This is a genomic window from Providencia sp. PROV_01 (assembly GCF_053098325.1).
Genome location: NZ_JBRFKD010000002.1, coordinates 3,195,208 through 3,212,227 on the forward strand (window position 1 = coordinate 3,195,208; position 17,020 = coordinate 3,212,227).

At 36.0% G+C, this 17,020-nt stretch carries 23 protein-coding genes and 1 pseudogene; 10 read left to right on the forward strand and 14 right to left on the reverse strand.

The window, feature by feature from the left end; translation table 11 throughout:
* Positions 1 to 2 precede the first annotated feature (2 nt).
* The 7 genes from ACU696_RS15610 to ACU696_RS15640 all read right to left on the reverse strand — a co-directional run bounded on the left by ACU696_RS15610 (position 3) and on the right by ACU696_RS15640 (position 1,970).
* Positions 3 to 224 (reverse strand): TraR/DksA family transcriptional regulator, encoded by a 222-nt coding sequence (locus ACU696_RS15610; RefSeq protein ID WP_125893551.1) that lies wholly within the window; start codon positions 222 to 224, stop codon positions 3 to 5.
* A complete protein-coding gene (locus ACU696_RS15615) occupies positions 217 to 477 on the reverse strand; it encodes a DUF2732 family protein (RefSeq protein ID WP_254879844.1) in 261 nt (86 codons plus the stop codon). Before ACU696_RS15615 ends, ACU696_RS15610 begins: the two co-directional genes overlap by 8 nt.
* Before the next feature lie 68 nt (positions 478 to 545).
* Positions 546 to 965: a DUF5347 family protein gene (locus tag ACU696_RS15620; protein WP_048606889.1), complete on the reverse strand. Its 420-nt coding sequence runs from the start codon at positions 963 to 965 to the stop codon at positions 546 to 548.
* A gap of 51 nt (positions 966 to 1,016) precedes the next feature.
* Positions 1,017 to 1,292, reverse strand: coding sequence for a hypothetical protein (locus ACU696_RS15625; protein ID WP_447343181.1), 276 nt, complete (start codon positions 1,290 to 1,292; stop codon positions 1,017 to 1,019).
* 15 nt (positions 1,293 to 1,307) lie between these two features.
* Positions 1,308 to 1,469, reverse strand: a complete 162-nt coding sequence (locus ACU696_RS15630; protein WP_155405729.1) for a TetR family transcriptional regulator — start codon at positions 1,467 to 1,469, stop codon at positions 1,308 to 1,310.
* Between the two features lie 4 nt (positions 1,470 to 1,473).
* Positions 1,474 to 1,698 (reverse strand): hypothetical protein, encoded by a 225-nt coding sequence (locus ACU696_RS15635; protein WP_272661076.1) that lies wholly within the window; start codon positions 1,696 to 1,698, stop codon positions 1,474 to 1,476.
* Entirely contained in the window at positions 1,695 to 1,970 is a 276-nt protein-coding gene (locus ACU696_RS15640; RefSeq protein ID WP_166685291.1) for a Cox family DNA-binding protein, read from the reverse strand. The genes ACU696_RS15635 and ACU696_RS15640 overlap by 4 nt, the downstream gene beginning before the upstream one ends.
* A gap of 102 nt (positions 1,971 to 2,072) precedes the next feature.
* Here ACU696_RS15640 and ACU696_RS15645 point away from each other — a divergent pair, with 102 nt between their 5' ends.
* Together ACU696_RS15645 and ACU696_RS15650 are read left to right on the forward strand one after the other, a co-directional pair.
* A complete protein-coding gene (locus ACU696_RS15645; protein WP_166685292.1) occupies positions 2,073 to 2,372 on the forward strand; it encodes an XRE family transcriptional regulator in 300 nt (99 codons plus the stop codon).
* A gap of 66 nt (positions 2,373 to 2,438) precedes the next feature.
* Positions 2,439 to 3,422: a phage integrase gene (locus tag ACU696_RS15650; RefSeq protein WP_166685293.1), complete on the forward strand. Its 984-nt coding sequence runs from the start codon at positions 2,439 to 2,441 to the stop codon at positions 3,420 to 3,422.
* A gap of 156 nt (positions 3,423 to 3,578) precedes the next feature.
* Here the strand turns inward: ACU696_RS15650 and ACU696_RS15655 are convergent, their stop codons facing one another.
* The gene (locus ACU696_RS15655; RefSeq protein ID WP_004909974.1) at positions 3,579 to 4,673 is read right to left on the reverse strand and encodes a FliC/FljB family flagellin; all 1,095 of its coding nucleotides are present in this window, start codon (positions 4,671 to 4,673) and stop codon (positions 3,579 to 3,581) included.
* A gap of 381 nt (positions 4,674 to 5,054) precedes the next feature.
* Here ACU696_RS15655 and fliD point away from each other — a divergent pair, with 381 nt between their 5' ends.
* The 3 genes from fliD to fliT are packed head-to-tail and all read left to right on the forward strand — an operon-like array spanning position 5,055 to position 7,287.
* Positions 5,055 to 6,491, forward strand: a complete 1,437-nt coding sequence (gene fliD / locus ACU696_RS15660) for a flagellar filament capping protein FliD (RefSeq protein ID WP_123382088.1) — start codon at positions 5,055 to 5,057, stop codon at positions 6,489 to 6,491.
* A gap of 18 nt (positions 6,492 to 6,509) precedes the next feature.
* The gene (gene fliS, locus ACU696_RS15665) at positions 6,510 to 6,908 is read left to right on the forward strand and encodes a flagellar export chaperone FliS (protein WP_004909969.1); all 399 of its coding nucleotides are present in this window, start codon (positions 6,510 to 6,512) and stop codon (positions 6,906 to 6,908) included.
* Positions 6,898 to 7,287, forward strand: a complete 390-nt coding sequence (fliT, locus tag ACU696_RS15670; protein WP_109911176.1) for a flagellar protein FliT — start codon at positions 6,898 to 6,900, stop codon at positions 7,285 to 7,287. Before fliS ends, fliT begins: the two co-directional genes overlap by 11 nt.
* A gap of 52 nt (positions 7,288 to 7,339) precedes the next feature.
* On the opposite strand, the gene def is transcribed toward fliT, so the two are convergent.
* Complete coding sequence (gene def / locus ACU696_RS15675; RefSeq protein WP_004909962.1) at positions 7,340 to 7,849, reverse strand: peptide deformylase; 510 nt, start codon at positions 7,847 to 7,849, stop codon at positions 7,340 to 7,342.
* Between the two features lie 706 nt (positions 7,850 to 8,555).
* Here def and ACU696_RS15680 point away from each other — a divergent pair.
* Positions 8,556 to 9,470, forward strand: a complete 915-nt coding sequence (locus tag ACU696_RS15680; protein ID WP_004909959.1) for a YadA C-terminal domain-containing protein — start codon at positions 8,556 to 8,558, stop codon at positions 9,468 to 9,470.
* Positions 9,471 to 9,604: 134 nt separating this feature from the next.
* Here the strand turns inward: ACU696_RS15680 and ACU696_RS15685 are convergent, their stop codons facing one another.
* Complete coding sequence (locus ACU696_RS15685) at positions 9,605 to 10,105, reverse strand: hypothetical protein (protein WP_042851567.1); 501 nt, start codon at positions 10,103 to 10,105, stop codon at positions 9,605 to 9,607.
* A gap of 464 nt (positions 10,106 to 10,569) precedes the next feature.
* Between ACU696_RS15685 and ACU696_RS15690 the strand changes: the two genes are divergently transcribed.
* The 3 genes from ACU696_RS15690 (at position 10,570) to aes (ending at position 12,904) form a co-directional block, all read left to right on the forward strand.
* The gene (locus ACU696_RS15690) at positions 10,570 to 11,037 is read left to right on the forward strand and encodes a DUF1097 domain-containing protein (RefSeq protein WP_004909951.1); all 468 of its coding nucleotides are present in this window, start codon (positions 10,570 to 10,572) and stop codon (positions 11,035 to 11,037) included.
* Positions 11,038 to 11,588: 551 nt separating this feature from the next.
* Entirely contained in the window at positions 11,589 to 11,720 is a 132-nt protein-coding gene (locus tag ACU696_RS15695) for an entericidin A/B family lipoprotein (protein WP_004909948.1), read from the forward strand.
* A gap of 218 nt (positions 11,721 to 11,938) precedes the next feature.
* A complete protein-coding gene (gene aes / locus ACU696_RS15700; RefSeq protein WP_110731853.1) occupies positions 11,939 to 12,904 on the forward strand; it encodes an acetyl esterase in 966 nt (321 codons plus the stop codon).
* A gap of 92 nt (positions 12,905 to 12,996) precedes the next feature.
* On the opposite strand, the gene cspE is transcribed toward aes, so the two are convergent.
* A complete protein-coding gene (gene cspE / locus ACU696_RS15705; RefSeq protein ID WP_004909940.1) occupies positions 12,997 to 13,209 on the reverse strand; it encodes a transcription antiterminator/RNA stability regulator CspE in 213 nt (70 codons plus the stop codon).
* Between the two features lie 1,162 nt (positions 13,210 to 14,371).
* Between cspE and uraH the strand changes: the two genes are divergently transcribed.
* Positions 14,372 to 14,782, forward strand: coding sequence for a hydroxyisourate hydrolase (uraH, locus tag ACU696_RS15710; protein WP_109911174.1), 411 nt, complete (start codon positions 14,372 to 14,374; stop codon positions 14,780 to 14,782).
* 85 nt (positions 14,783 to 14,867) lie between these two features.
* Here uraH and ACU696_RS15715 read toward each other — a convergent pair whose 3' ends face one another.
* The 3 genes and pseudogenes from ACU696_RS15715 to ACU696_RS15725 all read right to left on the reverse strand — a co-directional run bounded on the left by ACU696_RS15715 (position 14,868) and on the right by ACU696_RS15725 (position 17,004).
* Entirely contained in the window at positions 14,868 to 15,428 is a 561-nt protein-coding gene (locus tag ACU696_RS15715; protein ID WP_004909929.1) for a DedA family protein, read from the reverse strand.
* Between the two features lie 199 nt (positions 15,429 to 15,627).
* Complete coding sequence (locus ACU696_RS15720; RefSeq protein WP_004909925.1) at positions 15,628 to 15,894, reverse strand: helix-turn-helix domain-containing protein; 267 nt, start codon at positions 15,892 to 15,894, stop codon at positions 15,628 to 15,630.
* A gap of 657 nt (positions 15,895 to 16,551) precedes the next feature.
* A pseudogene (locus ACU696_RS15725) lies at positions 16,552 to 17,004 on the reverse strand (terminase small subunit).
* Positions 17,005 to 17,020 lie beyond the last annotated feature (16 nt).

Here is a 17,020-nt window from a genome sequence, read left to right on the forward strand (position 1 = left end):
CGTCACACGCTCCGATAATGTTTACTTTTAAGCTCAAAAATAGTTTGGCAGTCAATACAGCGGATGCAGCCCTGTGATGCGATGCGGCGTTCTTCTGGAATCGGCTTGCCACAATCTTCACATTCGAAAGCTGAAACACTGACTAGGCGATTAGTAATGGTTTTTATTTGCTGTTCACGTATAAGCATTTCGTTCTCGCTAGCGAGGTCAATTTCTTTAGACATGATCCAGTTCCGCAGCTAGGTTTGAGTAATGCTCAGATTCACCAACTAATAACTGGTGAATTTGTTCGTCATTTAATTTTTCATTGATTAACTTGCATGCAAGGGCATCAAGGCGAGATGAAAATTTGTCATACATGGTTTTGCGTTCATCTTCGCGAATTGCTGTAATACTGATAGCGACAGCGGAGTAATCGTGCTTACCAGTTGCAGTATCAACACCTATCAAAATTGGCTTTATCTCTTTATTTTTCATTATCCAATCCTCAAATTTAGAATGTAGGAATCCCTGACGCGCTAACGTCATTAATTTGTTTATTTACCTTAAATAGGCATGGCGATATGTTTAGGGAATAGCGCCGTAAGTGCTTTAATTTGATTTATTGCTGAAATAATTGATTGCATTTCCTCTTTATTAAATTCTTCAAAACCTAAATGATGTTTATCACTATTAATTTCGGCTAAATAAAGAATCATATTAAGCATTCTCTCATCACTTAATCTTAGATACTCAATAAATCCGGAAAGCTCTTTATTATCTGGACATTCTTTATTTGAATGAAAAACGGTTGTCCTTAATTGAGCAGCTTTATTCAACTCATTCACGCGATATTCTAAGCTGTCACCGTGATTTTCGTAGTGCCTAGTTATTACATTCTTTACTGGCACATCATCAGTTTTCACATTATCGAGTGATTCAATAAGCTTTTTTGTTTTAACTAACTCAATTGCCGTAGTTCCCATGTTCTATATCAACCCCCTAAAATGGGATGTTATCATCCATTGGAATATCACTCATGCAATGTATACCTTTACCTCTTGTTCCCAATGCATTTCAGCACAAGCCTCTCTTACGTCACTACTTAACTCACAGATAATAAAATCAACATCTAGAGGACTTAAACCATAGGTAACTATGGCTTTATTCATGACGGATATAATATCTTGCTTAATATCATGCTTTGCTGCTGATAATGCACGTAGTCTTTTAATAACACTAAATTCATCAGAGCATGCAGTTTTTGTTTTATTAAATTCTTTTGGTTCTGACATTTCTATTTTGATTTTCATTTTTAACCCTCACTATTATTTAATAGCTGCCGAGAATAAATATAAAAAGAATAAAATACCGCCAATCATTAAAATTTTATCCATTAACGATAATTGGCGTTTTTTATTTCGTTTATGTTCATTAAATGATGAACTCGTTAATTTATGTTTGTGTTGCTGAAATTGTAATTGAGTCATTTTATTAACCCTTTATTAGTGGAGAGAATGGCAATTCATCGATAATTACAAATAATGAATCTATATATTTTTTTGCATCACTCATTGAATCAAATAAACCGTATGAATCATCATTTCGTTGGACATGATAGCGGGTTACTGGATTCACAGCTTTAGCCGGTAACTTAACGATTAGAAAGCCACGATATTTAAAACTGTGAGTTGATATCTGGATTAATTGATTAATCATTGAGGTTCACCTAATCCCAACCAGATTAACCAGCCGTCGCGTAGCTCTTTTGGCATTTTTTCACGCGCCATACGTAAGCCTTTATTCCAATCGGTTACGTCGATGTAATACTCACCGCGGGAATTATCTGGGTGCTTAACTTCTACATAAGGCAATTTCCCATCCTTACGCATATCAGACACAGCTTTGGGTGTTTTACCGATATAGCCGGCAAATTTTGTCTCAGTAACAAACTCTGAAGCAGTATTAGGAATTTCGATTTCTTTCGACATCTGATAACCTCTTATTCATGGGCGCCCTTTGGCGCTCTTTTGCGCCTAGTTGCGATGCTGGGTGATTTCTATTTATCGAAATAATATGGAGATATCGAAACAATGTCAATAAGTCAAGGTGGAAAATTAAAGCTAATCCGTAACTCAGAGCAGCTAACAAAGAGGGAAGTATCTGATATAACAGAGATTAATTACACCTCATATCATGGATATGAAACTGATAAAGCTAAGATGCCAATGGAGGCTGGTATAAAGCTGTTTAAACACCCACGATTTAGAAAATATAGAGATTGGTTCATGTTTGATGAGACCGATCCCGAAGCTGGTCAAATCGCACCGGCTCTCGCACACAATGGGCAAGAAACAACAACCTCATCCCGTTCAGAAAAGAAAACTGGTTAACAATACATCAAGATTTTTGCGAGTTTATTGATTCGCTAAGTCTTTCAGCCATTGGAGGGATTTCTTATGTCAATTAAGAAACTCGAAGATGGTCGATATGAAGTGGACATTAGACCTACTGGCCGCAATGGAAAGCGGATCAGAAGGAAGTTTAATAAAAAACATGAAGCTATTGCTTTTGAGCGTTACACCTTAGCAAATTACTCTGAAAAAGCTTGGAAGCCAAAACTAGCCGATAAAAGAAAGTTAAGCGAGCTGATATCACAATGGTGGGATCTGTTTGGCAAAAACGCTGTACATGGCATTAATCAGCGAAAAAAAGCAGAGCGAGTTTGCGATGGATTATCAGATCCGATTTCATCTCAGGTGACCATAGGTCGAGTTAATATCTACGCGGAAATAAGACAAGCAAAAGGAATTAAAGCATCAACGGTCAATAGGGAAATAACAGCGTTAAGGGGGATATATTCAGATCTTATCAAAACTAATCTTTATCATGGTAATCACCCATTAGCTGGTTTTCAGGGACTGAAAGAACAAGTGCCCGAAATGTCTTATCTAACTAATGAAGATATTAAATTATTTTTATCCAAGCTATCAGGTGACAACTACAACATAGCAGTTCTATGTTTAAGTACTGGAGCTAGATGGGGAGAGGCAATGAAATTAAAAAGAGAGCATGTAATTGAAAATAAGGTTCGGTTTACTTATACCAAAACAGGTAAAGCGAGGATTGTGCCTATATCGTCAGAAGTTGCAGACCTTATATGTAAAAATAAAAAAGGACTGCTATTTTCTGGTGTTAAATATTCTTTATTTCGCCAATTACTAAAAGAAGCCAAACCCTCATTACCTAAAGGACAAGCGGTACATTCTTTAAGACATACGTTTGCAACCCACTTTATGATGAACGGGGGTAGCATTATTACGCTTCAAAAAATATTAGGTCATGGTTCATTAATGCAAACCTTAACCTATGCTCATTTTGCTCCTGATTTTTTACAAGATGCCATCTCATATAATCCACTAAAAGGAAAAACAGTAATGTAAAAAATGTCCACACGTTGACCACACTATAGCGTGCTTTGGCGTTTTTAGGCGCTGTTATCCATATGTTTACTATATTGTTTTCATTGGATATATTGATTTTAAAGGCATGAAAAAGGCCAGCAATGCTGGCCTTCAATATCATCAACCAATCACGAATTAACGTAACAGGCTTAAAACACCTTGTGGAACTTGGTTAGCTTGTGCCAACACAGCAGTACCTGCTTGTTGCAGAATTTGACCACGGCTCATGTTAGAAACTTCTGTTGCGAAGTCAGCATCTTGAATACGGCTACGTGCTGCACTCAGGTTGTTAACAGAGTTGTTCAGGTTGTTGATGGTAGATTGGAAACGGTTTTGGATCGCACCTAATTTAGAACGGCTTTCATCAACTTTATTAATTGCGTCATCTAAAGTTTTCAGAGCATCAGCTTTAACTTCTAACCCAGCTTTACCGTCAGTAGCTTTAAATTCACCCTCTTCAGCATCGATAACTGCTTTATTAGCATCTGCCCCGGTACCTACTTTTAATGTCGCAACCACTTCGGTACCATCATCTTTCGTTACAACAAATTTGTTTGCAACGTCTGCACCATCTTCTTGATATTTAGTGACCGCTGTGATACCCGCACCGAAGCCAGTTGCACCTGTAATCGCAGCATCAGCAACTGTTGCATCTATTGCGTCACCTTTAGAAGTAGCTGTGCCCGCAACTTTCGCATCAAATAATTTTTCTTTTTCAACTTCTAAAACTTTAGTATCAATTTTATCTAATTTAAAATTGATAACTTCATTATCATTAGTACCCACTTGGATACTCATATCTGTTTTTTCACCACTCAGAACTTTAACACCGTTAAACTGCGTTTCTTTAGAGATACGATCGATTTCTTTTAAACGTTCATCAACCTCATTCTGAATCGAAGTGATATCTGAATTAGAGTTAGTGCCATTTTTCGCTTGAACCGTTAACTCACGAATACGTTGTAAGTTATCATTGATTTCGTTCAATGCACCTTCAGTGGTTTGTGCGATAGAGATACCATCGTTAGCGTTACGAGCTGCCTGAGTTAAACCTTTAACGTTTGAAGTAAAACGGTTAGCAATCGCTTGGCCTGCCGCATCGTCTTTAGCGCTGTTGATACGTGAGCCAGAAGATAAACGCTCAATTGCAGAACCTAATACGCCTTGTGAACGGTTTAAGTTGTTCTGAGTTGTCAGAGACAGAATGTTAGTGTTGATAACTTGTGCCATGATGTGATCCTTATTATTCAAATTAATGCGTTAAGCCAAAATGCTTAACTTGATGAATTTCGTCAGCAACTAGGTTATCGGCTACAAAAAAGTCCCCTTTAGGCTTTTTGATGAAAATTTTTATCTATAAGGTTAGAAATGGCTTTACCGCCCGCTTTTAATGCCATTATTTTTTAACACTTTCGTTTTTAACACACTCATTTATCTTTATTAACTTTCTTATTATTTAATTTCAATAGCGATAATTAACTACTTTTCTCTTATCAGCTCCCGCCATCACTCTTTTTCAGAATAGTCTAAAATTTTGCTCCGTTTTGCCGATAAGACTCTAAATGGATTTTATTACAGGTTTTATGTCACAGACATAGCGTAGGAGAAAATATGGCAGGAATATCCACTCTCGGTATCGGGGCAAACTTAGATTTAAATGTGCAAATGGACCAAATTGAGGCAATGGAGCGTCGCCGCCTTGACCCATTAACCACACAGAAAGCCAGCTATGACGCGCAAATTAGCGCCTATGGCAAAATGCAATCATCATTAGAAAAACTGAAAAAAGCCGCTGAGGACTTAAAAAAATACGGCGATATCAGTACCACCAAAGTCACTGGTGAATATAAAGCCTTTGACGTAAAAACCGATGGTAAAGCAGTCGCCGGTGTGCACGATGTGTTAGTGACGCAACTTGCTAAAGCACAAACTATCGCCACTAAAGGCCATTCTGACAACAAGCAACTCTTAGGCAGTAATGCTAAAGAACGTACCATCACGATCACTCAGCCTTCACAAAAAGAAGAAAAAGATAAGATTGTTATTAAACTTGATGACCAAAGTACATCTTTAATCGAGCTCGCTGATGCAATTAATAAAACAGATAAAGGTGTTACCGCATCTGTTATTAAAGACCGAGATAATCAATACCACCTTGTCGTAACCTCAAAAAAAGAAGGTACTGACAACCGCATTAGCATTAATGTGGAGGGTGACGATGAACTGGCTAAAATACTAAATGTGGAATCTGATGTTGATAAAGACGGAAAAATTATCATCAAAGATGAGAAAACTAGCGGTATGGAGCAAAAGGTTGCCCCTCAAAATGCACAGTTAACTATTGATGGATTCGAACTTGAGTCGCAAACCAATGAAGCCAAAGATTTGTTCCCTGGTTTAACACTGACACTAAAAAAAGAAAGCGAAGACAATAAAGCTGACCATTTAATGGTTTCTGAAGATATCGAGCCCGCTAAAGATAAAATTAAAGCATGGGTAGATGCCTATAATGAATTCCAAACGTTAGCGAAAGAACTGACAAAATACACACCAAATGAAAGTGGAACAACTCCTAATAAAACCAACGGCCCGCTCATTGGAGATTCCACGTTACGAGTTATTCAAAGTACGATGCGTACTCAAGTCCGTGCTCCACAAAATAGTGGTGAAATCGACACGCTGAATAAAATGGGGATCAAACAGAAAACAGATGGAACCTTAGAAATTGACAATAAGGTTCTGGATAAAGCGCTTAAAGAAAACCCATCAAGCGTCAAAGTATTTTTTGCAGGTGACGGCAAAGAAACCGGTTTTGGGACTGAAAACTTTAACTTTTTAAAGGGTACTTTAGATACAAAAGATGGTTCACTACACAACGCCACCGATGGTATCCAAAAGAAAAAGAAAAGTTTAGATAAACGTATTGAGCAGACCAATAAACAAATCGAAAACACCATGGACATGTACCGTCGTCAATTCCAAAACCTCGATAAAATGATGAGCTCACTCAATAGCACTACGAATTCTTTAGGCCGATTATTAGGCTAACACTTTTAGGTTAAAAACATGTATCAACGACACGCACAGCAAGCTTACCAACAGGTTGATTTAGAGAGTGAAATCACCAACGCGACCCCATACCAACTGATCCAAATCCTGTTTAAAGGGGCCCTTAGTGCCCTGAAACGCGGTGAGATTTTTATGCAGCAAGGTAAGGTGGCAGAAAAAGGTAAAGAAATCTCAAAAGCTATCGACATCATTGACACTGGGTTAAAGCAGTCGTTAAATTATGAAGCTGGCGGCGAACTTGCAGAAAATTTAGCAAGTTTGTATGAGTACATGACAATGCAGTTACTTCGCGCCAACCTCGAAAACAACGTGGCTTATGTCCAAGAAGTTTATCAGTTACTCTCCGATATCGCCTCTGCGTGGCAACAAATCGGTGCAAATGTGGATGAAAGATAATCAGGTGGACAATAAAAATCCTATCGATTTACATGAAATATACCGTAATGTCTTAGTATTAAGTGAAAATTTAGTTGCCTTAGCGCAATCCGGGGAATGGGAGACGTTGGTCTCCCGAGAGACAGAATATGTCCTTGCGGTGGAAAACCTCACCAAGTTAACGCAAGCGTTCGAAGAACAGCAGCCAATAACTGAAGAGTTTATTCAGTTATTGCATAAAATTATTGAAAATGAACGCATTACTAAAGAATATTTACAACAGCATTTAAACTTTTTAAGCAAAGAAATTAAGCAATTAGACCAAAAACGGGTATTAAATAACAGCTATGGCCAATTTGATGAGCCGGATACCCCGTTAGTCGTTCGCCCGATGGAATAATTTGAGTGTCAGGCCGACAGACCTGACACGCCTTTTATCTTCAACTCTCAGCCTATTGCTGCTGTTTTAAACGTTGCTGCTTTTTCAGCTTTTTCAACAGCATATTGCGTTTTAGCGGCGATAAGTGATCGAGGAACACTTTACCGTGTAAATGGTCGATTTCATGTTGCATGACAATCGCTAAGAACTCGTCGCTGTCTACTTCAAACGCTTTACCGTGCCTATCGAACGCTTTCACTTTAACGCGCAGGAAGCGGTCTACATCGGCGTAGATTTCGGGTACTGACAGGCACCCTTCTTGATAACTGGTTTCCCCTTCACTTTCGACGATTTCAGGGTTAACAAATACCATCGGCTCATCACGGTTTTCTGAAATATCAATCACCATAATGGATTTAGTTTCCGCAATTTGCGTGGCAGCGAGACCAATACCGTTATCGGTGCTGTACATGGTATCTAACAAATCGTCGATCAAGGTTTGTACCGCAGCGAAATCCGTCACTGGGCTGCATTTAATACGCAGTCGTTCATCTGGAATTTCAATAATTTCTCTTACTGCCATAATTTAAACCCTATAAATTCGATTACTTTCATTCAAATATCAATCATTCAAACTATTTTAAGCAACAGTGACGCATACAATAGCCGCTAACTGCCGCCACAACTCTGCCTGTGAAGTATGAAGAACAGATAAAATATTATCGTCTTTCTATTTCACCAACAACATGCAAAAAATGGCATTGTTAATCAGAAAACAAAATTTATTTTAAACATCAATAAATTAACGCCTGCCTATTTAGACTGCCCCTTCATGGAACATAAGCCACATAAAATTTTACAGAAAAATAACACGTTATTTGGAAAAAAACATCTAAAACAGGAAAAATGGTGACCCTTTGTAGGCTCTTCACTGTTTTTGCTTTTACCCACTGATGGCATCTATTCGCTTGTGGCTATTTTTTCGCTTTTAGTTTTTATTAATATTGAGAATATATTTAGGCCACATTAAAGTTACTATCAATTTAAATTAACTTTTCAAAATAAGCACTATCAAATATAATTCCATCAAATAAAAGTATCTAGTTAATATAAAAAATATATATCACTGTATTTATTTCACTCAAACACGGATATCCCGAATAAATATCATTTTAAAAATCGATTTTACCCACCAAATAAATATCTTTATTATAAACGAATAAAGGAAAATAAATTTATCTTTCATTCTTCTTTTAGATGATAATTTTAAATAATACGGAAATTAACAAATGAAAAAGAAAATATCATCCCGTCTTTTGTCAGCTCTATTACTTAGCGGTGTGTCTTGCAATGTAATAGCCAACACTTCATTTTCAAGTCCTCCACCATCCTTAAGCAGTGTCAACGCGCAAGGTATCAGCACTAATGTTAAAAAAATTAGTGATATCAGTGGAAAAATCAACCATATCAACACTACAATTAACCAAATGGACTCACGTTTTAATAGCGACATTGACACATTAAAACAAAATAATAGTAAACTTAAATCAGAAACTATAGATATACGAAATGATTTAAAAGCATTGAATGATGAAATCGTTAGTTTTGAACAAATATATTCTCAAGATATTTTTCAGGAAATAAAAAACAACAATGATTTAATTAATAGTAAAATCACATCAATACAACAAGGCAGAGAAAAAGAGCACCATGCACTTGACTCAAAATTAAAAGATGTCGAATTACATTTGCAAGGAGCACTAACTGGTGTCAATGCGGCTGACCAAATCACCAACCAATTAAATACCAATATGCAAAATCTAGATAACAAAGTGATTGGAAATACCTCGTCAATTAAGACCCTAAAAAGTGACACGTCGAAAACGCAAAAAGCTAATGAACTCAAATTCACCAGCTTAGAAAATAAAGTAGATCATGGGCTCCATCAGCTTGATAGGAAAATAGATAAACGTGCTCAAGAAGCGAATTCCGGTATTGCGTCTGTCGCAGCAATGAGCAATATTCCTTACGCAACAAATACTCGTTTTAGCGCAGGGATTGGTGCAGGTAATTACAAAAATGGCTCAGCGATCGCTGCCGGTGCTCAATATCAACTAAAAGAAAACATCAACCTACGCAGTTCTGTATCTTGGAATAATTCAGATGCTGCGGTTATTGGAGCGGGTGTCGCCTTCGGGTGGTAATTCTTCAACCTATATTGTTCTTATCATTTTTATAAATTATTTATAAGCCTTAACCAATAGTACCAATGATATATTGGTACTATTTATATTCGCCACGCAAATTAATATCAACATTAACTGGCTTTAAATTAAGCTTAATCTTGGCTGTAAGTGATAATGGCAATTGGTGTAGGGTTAATGGTAACCCAAAGATTAGACATGCCACTACGAGTTTGAGATGACTCACTCACTTTGTGACAGCTAGTCTCTGATTGGCATTTAGTGAGAATGTCACTAGCGACTTGTGAGCTAAACCCTTGCTTTGTCAAATAGCCCATTTCATTTTCTAGCTTCTGTTGGAAGTCCAAAAAATCCGGTTTTGGCGAGGCATAATCCTCAACCCCAACAAGTGTGGTAGCCACTTGAATGAGCGTACCACCATCAAAAGTGAGTTGGTTTTCATAGCTCCAATCATTAAATGGCTTTTGCTGCCCAAAAGTACAAACTGTTTTACTACCACTTGCTTGGCATTTCCCCGCCTTAATAAAACTGATGCTATCAATGCTTTGCCCCCAGTTTAAGCCAAATGGTGCAGTCGATGTGCTATCACACCCTACCAATAACAGTGCAGTAGCACCAGCTATCATCCATTTCATACCCTTACCTCACAAGTCAATTTTCTTCATGCTACAGCGAGGAGTCGCTAAATTAAAGTAAAAAAGCCATCAACTATTCACACACTCAAAATTAATCTTTAAATTATACATTATTTATTTAACGTTAAATTTACAGATAATTATTTATTATCAGTAAGATAAAATTAAAACATATAAATTATCGGATACTCATTGCCAGATTTACCTTAGCTCTATACAATGCTTTTCTTTACACGGCCCCAGAGTCACTGCAATTACAAATAACTATCCTATTATTAGTCAGTTACCCCTCTAGCCATACCTAAAACTCCCTAGATGGTGTTCGAATAAAAGATAGCTGAATCGTTAAAGCTTAACTCTAGAATAAATTGGCTTTGCAGCTAATGGGCTTAGTAACCAAGCGATAGGCCATAGCATTCATCGTCCGTATTATTAACAAACAACCATAACGTAAAGTGCATATTGTGAAATTACTATTTTGTCTTTCTTTAACAACCGCCATTCTTTCTGGTATATGGGCTTGGGTTGCTGATAGTTTAGGGCTAATCGGCTGGGCAGGCTTTTTAGGCTGTACAGCCTATTTTGCTTATCCTAAAGATGGGATAAAAGGTCTGGGTATTACCGCATTAACCGTCTGTAGTGGTGTGGTTTGGGGCTTAGTGATCCTGCACAGCGGTGACTACCTGAAGCAGTTACCTCACTTTGTAGGATACTTCGTTACTGGTATTGTTGCCTTTTTGATGTGTATACAAGCTAAAAAACAGTGGCTTTCTTATATACCCGGCACGTTTGTCGGCACCTGTACTATTTTTGCGGCAGAAGGTGTTTGGTTGGTCACTATTCAATCACTATTAATTGGTGTGCTATTTGGTTTCGCAATGAAAAAAAGTGGGCTTTGGTTATTTGAAAAGTTCTCACTGGGTAAAAACTAAAAAAAACCGCCTATATGGCGGTTTAAATAAATCAATGAAACCAAGGGAATTTCAAACAGATTCGATATTACATTAAAATTCTCTTACGACAATATATAACATTTTGATTTAACTTGTGATTAATTAAAAAATCGACTAAGTATTATTACATAAGCTCACAAATATAATAACGATGAATTTGTTAACAAAATGATAAAATTCCATCATGGAATATCCATTTAGATTAATAAAGTTTATGTAACTGGTCTAATATCAGTCGCATTCATGTTTACTAACATAAGGATATAGTGGAATTCGGATTTTTCTGTATCTTTCTTTTCTCTAAAATAGTTAAAACTATTTATCATTTATTGCTATAATTCTCTTTTTATTTATTAACTTATAGCCTTATGCTTCATTAAAATGAAAAATCAAAGCATAATAAACTGATAATTTTTATATTATCAAATCGCAACATACGTCAGCTCAAAAAACACTCATTTATCCTTCTGCTATACTTATACGTGAAATGTCTTATAACCCGTAAGTGAGTTTAACCAAAGGAAGAAGATATGATTAAAAAAATTTGTTTTTTGGCCTGTTCATTAGCTGTAGTATTCTCTTTAAGCGCATGCAACACCACTCAGGGTGTTGGTGAAGACATAGAAGCCGGTGGAGAAGCCATACAAAGAGCTGCTAAATAATTGTTAACTGACATCATCGTTAAATATTAACTTTCCCACCTAAAACTCACATATATTTCAAACGGTGATGATCTCACCGTTTGAGATATAAATTAAAATACCTATAAATTCTCAAGCCTTATAATTTAAAAATACAGAACCTTTTAATATTGGTTAGCAGGATCACAACTTAATTATGCCCCCCTTTTACAATGGAAACATCTAGCTAGGAGAGCATAATGAACAAAAAAAATAAAATTAATGTGTTAGACCTTATTTCACCTGAGATGCAATCTGTAATGCGATTTTATGCAGAAAATCCATCTCCAGCACCTCTTGACGCCACTTATAATGGTATGCGACAAGCGTATATTGAAGATAGAAAATATTGGAATTCAGAAGCGCCAACGATGCACTCCATTCACGATATTCAAGTTCCAACTAAATATGGCAATATTTTGACGCGTATATTTCAGCCGATTGAATCCCCATCAGCCACCTTGTTTTATCTCCATGGCGGTGGGTTTATTTTAGGTAATTTACAGACCCACGAACGTATTATGCACTTACTGGCACTATATTCGGGCTGTACAGTTATTGGAGTTGATTATTCGTTATCCCCTGAAGCACGCTACCCTCAAGCAATTGAGGAAATATCCATGGTTTATCAGTACTATCAGCAAAATGCTGAACAATATAATATCAATATGCAACAAACTGGCTGTGCCGGTGACTCAGCTGGCGCGATGTTATCTCTTGCTTCTGTACTTTGGTTACGTGATAACGTGATAGAATGTGCCAATATAAAAGCTGTTTTATTGTGGTATGGGCTGTATGGTTTGCAGGATTCAATAAGCCGACGGCTATATGGTGGAGAATGGGATGGGTTACAAAAACAAGATTTAGAAGATTATGATAATGCCTATCTTGGTGAAGCTGGCGATAGAGAGGCGCCATATTATTGCTTATTCAATAATGATTTAACCTACGGTATTCCACCTTGTTATATTGCCAGTGCTGAGTTTGACCCACTATTAGATGATAGTTTGGCTTTATTCCGAACGCTAGATGCCAATGATATACCTTGTGAATATAAAATGTACCCAGGAACTTTGCACGCCTTCTTACATTATTCACGCATGATGCAAATATCAGACGAGGCGATTCGTGATGGTGCTAATTATTTTATCAAACAACTTTTATAATATTAACTCTGTATTTATTGAAAATAGCAGGCTATAAAACGAAAAAACCTCGCATTTAGCGAGGTTTTTGAATGCTTAGCGATTCGTTATCGTTATTTAGCGATAACGTTAGCTGCTGCTGGGCCTTTAGCACCATTTTCGATGCTGAATGAAACTTGTTGGCCTTCTGCTAATGATTTGAAGTTATCACTTTGAATTGCAGAAAAGTGAACAAATACATCTTTGCTGCCGTCTGCAGGAGTGATAAAACCAAAACCTTTATCATCGTTAAACCATTTTACTGTACCAGTCATTGTATTAGACATAGAATTTCCTTTAATTTTTTAAAATTGCCATAAGGCATGTTGCGGTTTGTTCTTGTGGTACTTATGGGAATTAATTAGAAGGAATTCGCAATGAAGTGGTATCTGAGATAGCGCTTAATGGTGAACATCTTAAAACTGACTAACATAAATAGGCCTGTACTTCCAAACCAGTGAGCATATTAAGCCACACTTAGAACCAAATGGCAAATTTTATTTTCGCGTCGATTTTATAAACAAATAGTTTGCTGTTTATCTTAATCTTAACCCAAAAGTTCTTACGTCCTCGGGTTTAGTATCTATCAAAAACGCCGTAATCCGGTCTTTCACCTCTCATCACAGCTCGCTGTTGCTCATGTACAGCCTCTCTATCAGCTCTTTTTTGTTCAGATGAACGGGCGTCTTTATGTGGCTTAGGCCAGGTTGACTTATTGGGCTCAAAAGAAGGTGTAAATGTACAGCCTGTCACTAAAAAGAGGCAAAAAAGCGAAGAGATTAATTTCATAATGATCTACTTGGGTAATTATTGACAATAGAAAAACCTAGCAAAATTAAATATCGATAACAACCTTAAATATCCTATGTGAATGTTGAAAACATTAAGGATTGGCGGCTTAATCCTATTTAAATGAATAATAGGTAATAGAAACGACTATAAAAAAGTATCAATCAACTGACTGATTTATTCCATAATATAAAAAGCAGCCATTTATAGCGGCCTCGCCATACTAGATGTCTATATATTTACATTATAATCATCGAATTCTTTAATTATCTCATCAGCTATCTGCTCAAAAAAACTACTTATATTTATATTAAGGATCCTTAGTACTGATACCAACATATGGTATCAATTTTATTAACACCTCGTACATCGCGATACAATTATTGATCACTTTTACAGCCGCTCAATCTTGCAAACTCACTTGCGGTATATCCAGCATTGCGCCTTAATATTTTAATTTTCTTTCCTATTAATGTTGACACAGTGCTTTCAGTCTTCATACAAAGACTCCAGTCGAAATCGATAAACTTACTATTTTTAATCTATCTACCATTAACTAATGTAATGAAGTTTAGATTAAAAAAATGTAATCAAACTGTAAGGCTAACCATTAGCCTCCATTGATAAAGTATCCTCAATATATCAATAGAGGATATCTAAATGAAAAAAAAACTACTTTTAGTATTCATTCCTTTTATTTTAACTCCAGCAACTTCAATAGCGTCAAATAATATTTTAAGTGTTCATATTCTTAATCAGCAAACAGGGAAGCCAGCCCCTAATGTTGAGGTTACATTAGAGAAAAAACAGGGAAACAATTGGGTACTCATAAACACAGAAAAAACAAGTAATGATGGCAGAATTAAATCTATCTTACCTGACAGCCCTGAGAAGCCTTCTATAGGAGACTATAGAGTGATTTTTAAAACTGGTGAGTATTTTAAGCAACAAGGTAAACACAGTTTTTTCCCTGAAATCCCCGTTGAATTTCAAATAGATAATTTAGATGAACATTACCATATCCCCTTGCTTTTAAGCCAATATGGTTATTCAACATATAGAGGGAATTAACTCTTTTCAGCTTATAAACCAATGCAGTATTAATCAGGTATTGATACTGCATTCGCATAATATAATTACAAGTAGCTATCTCGTATTATTTCCGCATTTTTTGCAATAGATGTTTTCTCCAAAAAATTAGCAATAACAAAAATATACCTACAGCTATTAGCATACTTATTGAAAAATGAGTTGGTAGTGAAAGAACTAGTTTACTAATAAAATATCCTGCAGAAACTATCAAAGCTCCCCAAATTGCGCCACCGATAATATTTAATATAAAAAATTTAAATGGACTTACATCACTAGCACCGATAATAATAGGTCCTATTGTCCTTAACCCATAAGCAAAGCGAATACCTATAACAACCCAATTCTCATTTTTTTGAATATATTCTTGCGCATATACTATTTTATCTTTTTGACTATGTAGTTTGGGTAAAATTTGTGCTCCAAAATAACGGCCTATAAAAAACAATACATTATCACTAACAATCCCACCTAAAGAGGCGGCTATAACTACTTGAGGGTAAGAAAGTAATTGATTATGTGCTGCTATGCCCGATAAGAAAGCTACTGTTTCTCCCTCAATCATGGAACCCAGAAACACAGCTAAGTATCCATATTCAATTATCCAGTGAGATAGAGCCTCCGACATATTATGATTGACCTTTATTATGACGTTTAACAATAGCTATAAATATCATGTAATTAATTCAATTGCGAGAATTAAATAAATACACTATATACTAGTATAGTAATCACTTTATCGCTCCTCCCTATATAGTAAAAACCAACCGTTTACAGTTGGTTTTTGCTATATAACTCAAGCGAAAGCAAGTTTCATCGAAATAAACTTAGTTTATATCTCCGCTACATGCAATTATAGTTTTATACTCATCCAAATTACTAAAAAAACTTTCAATATCAACATTCAATACCTTTAATATAGCTACTGTCTCCGCTATTCCTATCTTATCAATTTCATATTCATAACGATATAGTTGCTGCTCACTCTCTATTCCCGCCATTCTAGATAGCTCGAATACTGATAACCTAGCTTTTATCCTTAATTGACGAAGACTGCAAGCAATATGATTAGAAATCGAATTTTGGTTATCCATTAAATATCTCCTATTATTAATTAGTATTTACATAAAAAGCCTTGAAGGTAGTGACCTGTTTTATGGACTAATTAATAATATATGGAAACATTTAATTTATATCGTATGCTGTAAGTATTAAAAATTTCATTACTAAATTTCTGACTCTACCTTTTGCGTACTCTTTAGCCTGTTTATTTAGTAAGTAATTGAATACCAAAATTGGAAAACTCACATAATTAGATAATGTTCTAAATATACCAACCACTCAAGCTGACACATAAGTTTTTTCCTTACGGTGATTGATTAAATCCATTTTCACAAACTTTAAATTCATCACTCAATTTCCCCCAGTTTTCAGGTGCGCCACTACCTTCATAAGTCCATAATGAATTAGCTTGCGATGAAAAAGTGAAAGCAGCCAAAATACATAATATTATCTTATTGTAATATATGTGATAATAACTCGAGTTATTAATTTGAGTTTCAAAACTACACTTTGATTCACACAAATAGCATTAGGATTCACCCCATTAATTCAGCAAAAAGCACTCCTTATCAAAAACAAACCATACAACACTCTGTTATAATCAAAATACCACCCAAAAGTTAACCTAAATCTCCAAATCCATTTCCACTTCGTCCGCTAATTGCTCTGCTTCTAGCTTAGCGAGTCTCTCAGCTTTTCCGTTCAATTTGCTCTTTAAATGCCTGAATTTTGACATTCTTACCTAAGAGCTCATGATTTTTAATCTTTATCAGGCCATTTGATTTTCATGAGAATAGTTTCTTTGGTGCTCTCATCGTAGTCACGGATTGTCGTAGAGATATCAAAACCTGATAATGTTGTCCGCCATGATTTAGGCCAACTGCTTATTGGTTTTAGCTTCCCACCATCATTGACAATATCTGATACATCCATTTGGTCAATTTCGACAAAGCGGTTAAAAACATAATCAGCATTTATTTCGACACGTTCATTCCTATTTAATTTAAGTCTTTAATTCTATTTTGAATGTTAACATTTATTAACAGTCGGCTTGATTTTACGTTTGCAGTTTTATCGCTGTATCCTGCACGAATAGCCTCCTGTGTAGTGTTTAAATCGCTGAGGTACTCGCGACAAAACATTTCTTATCTGTCGGTA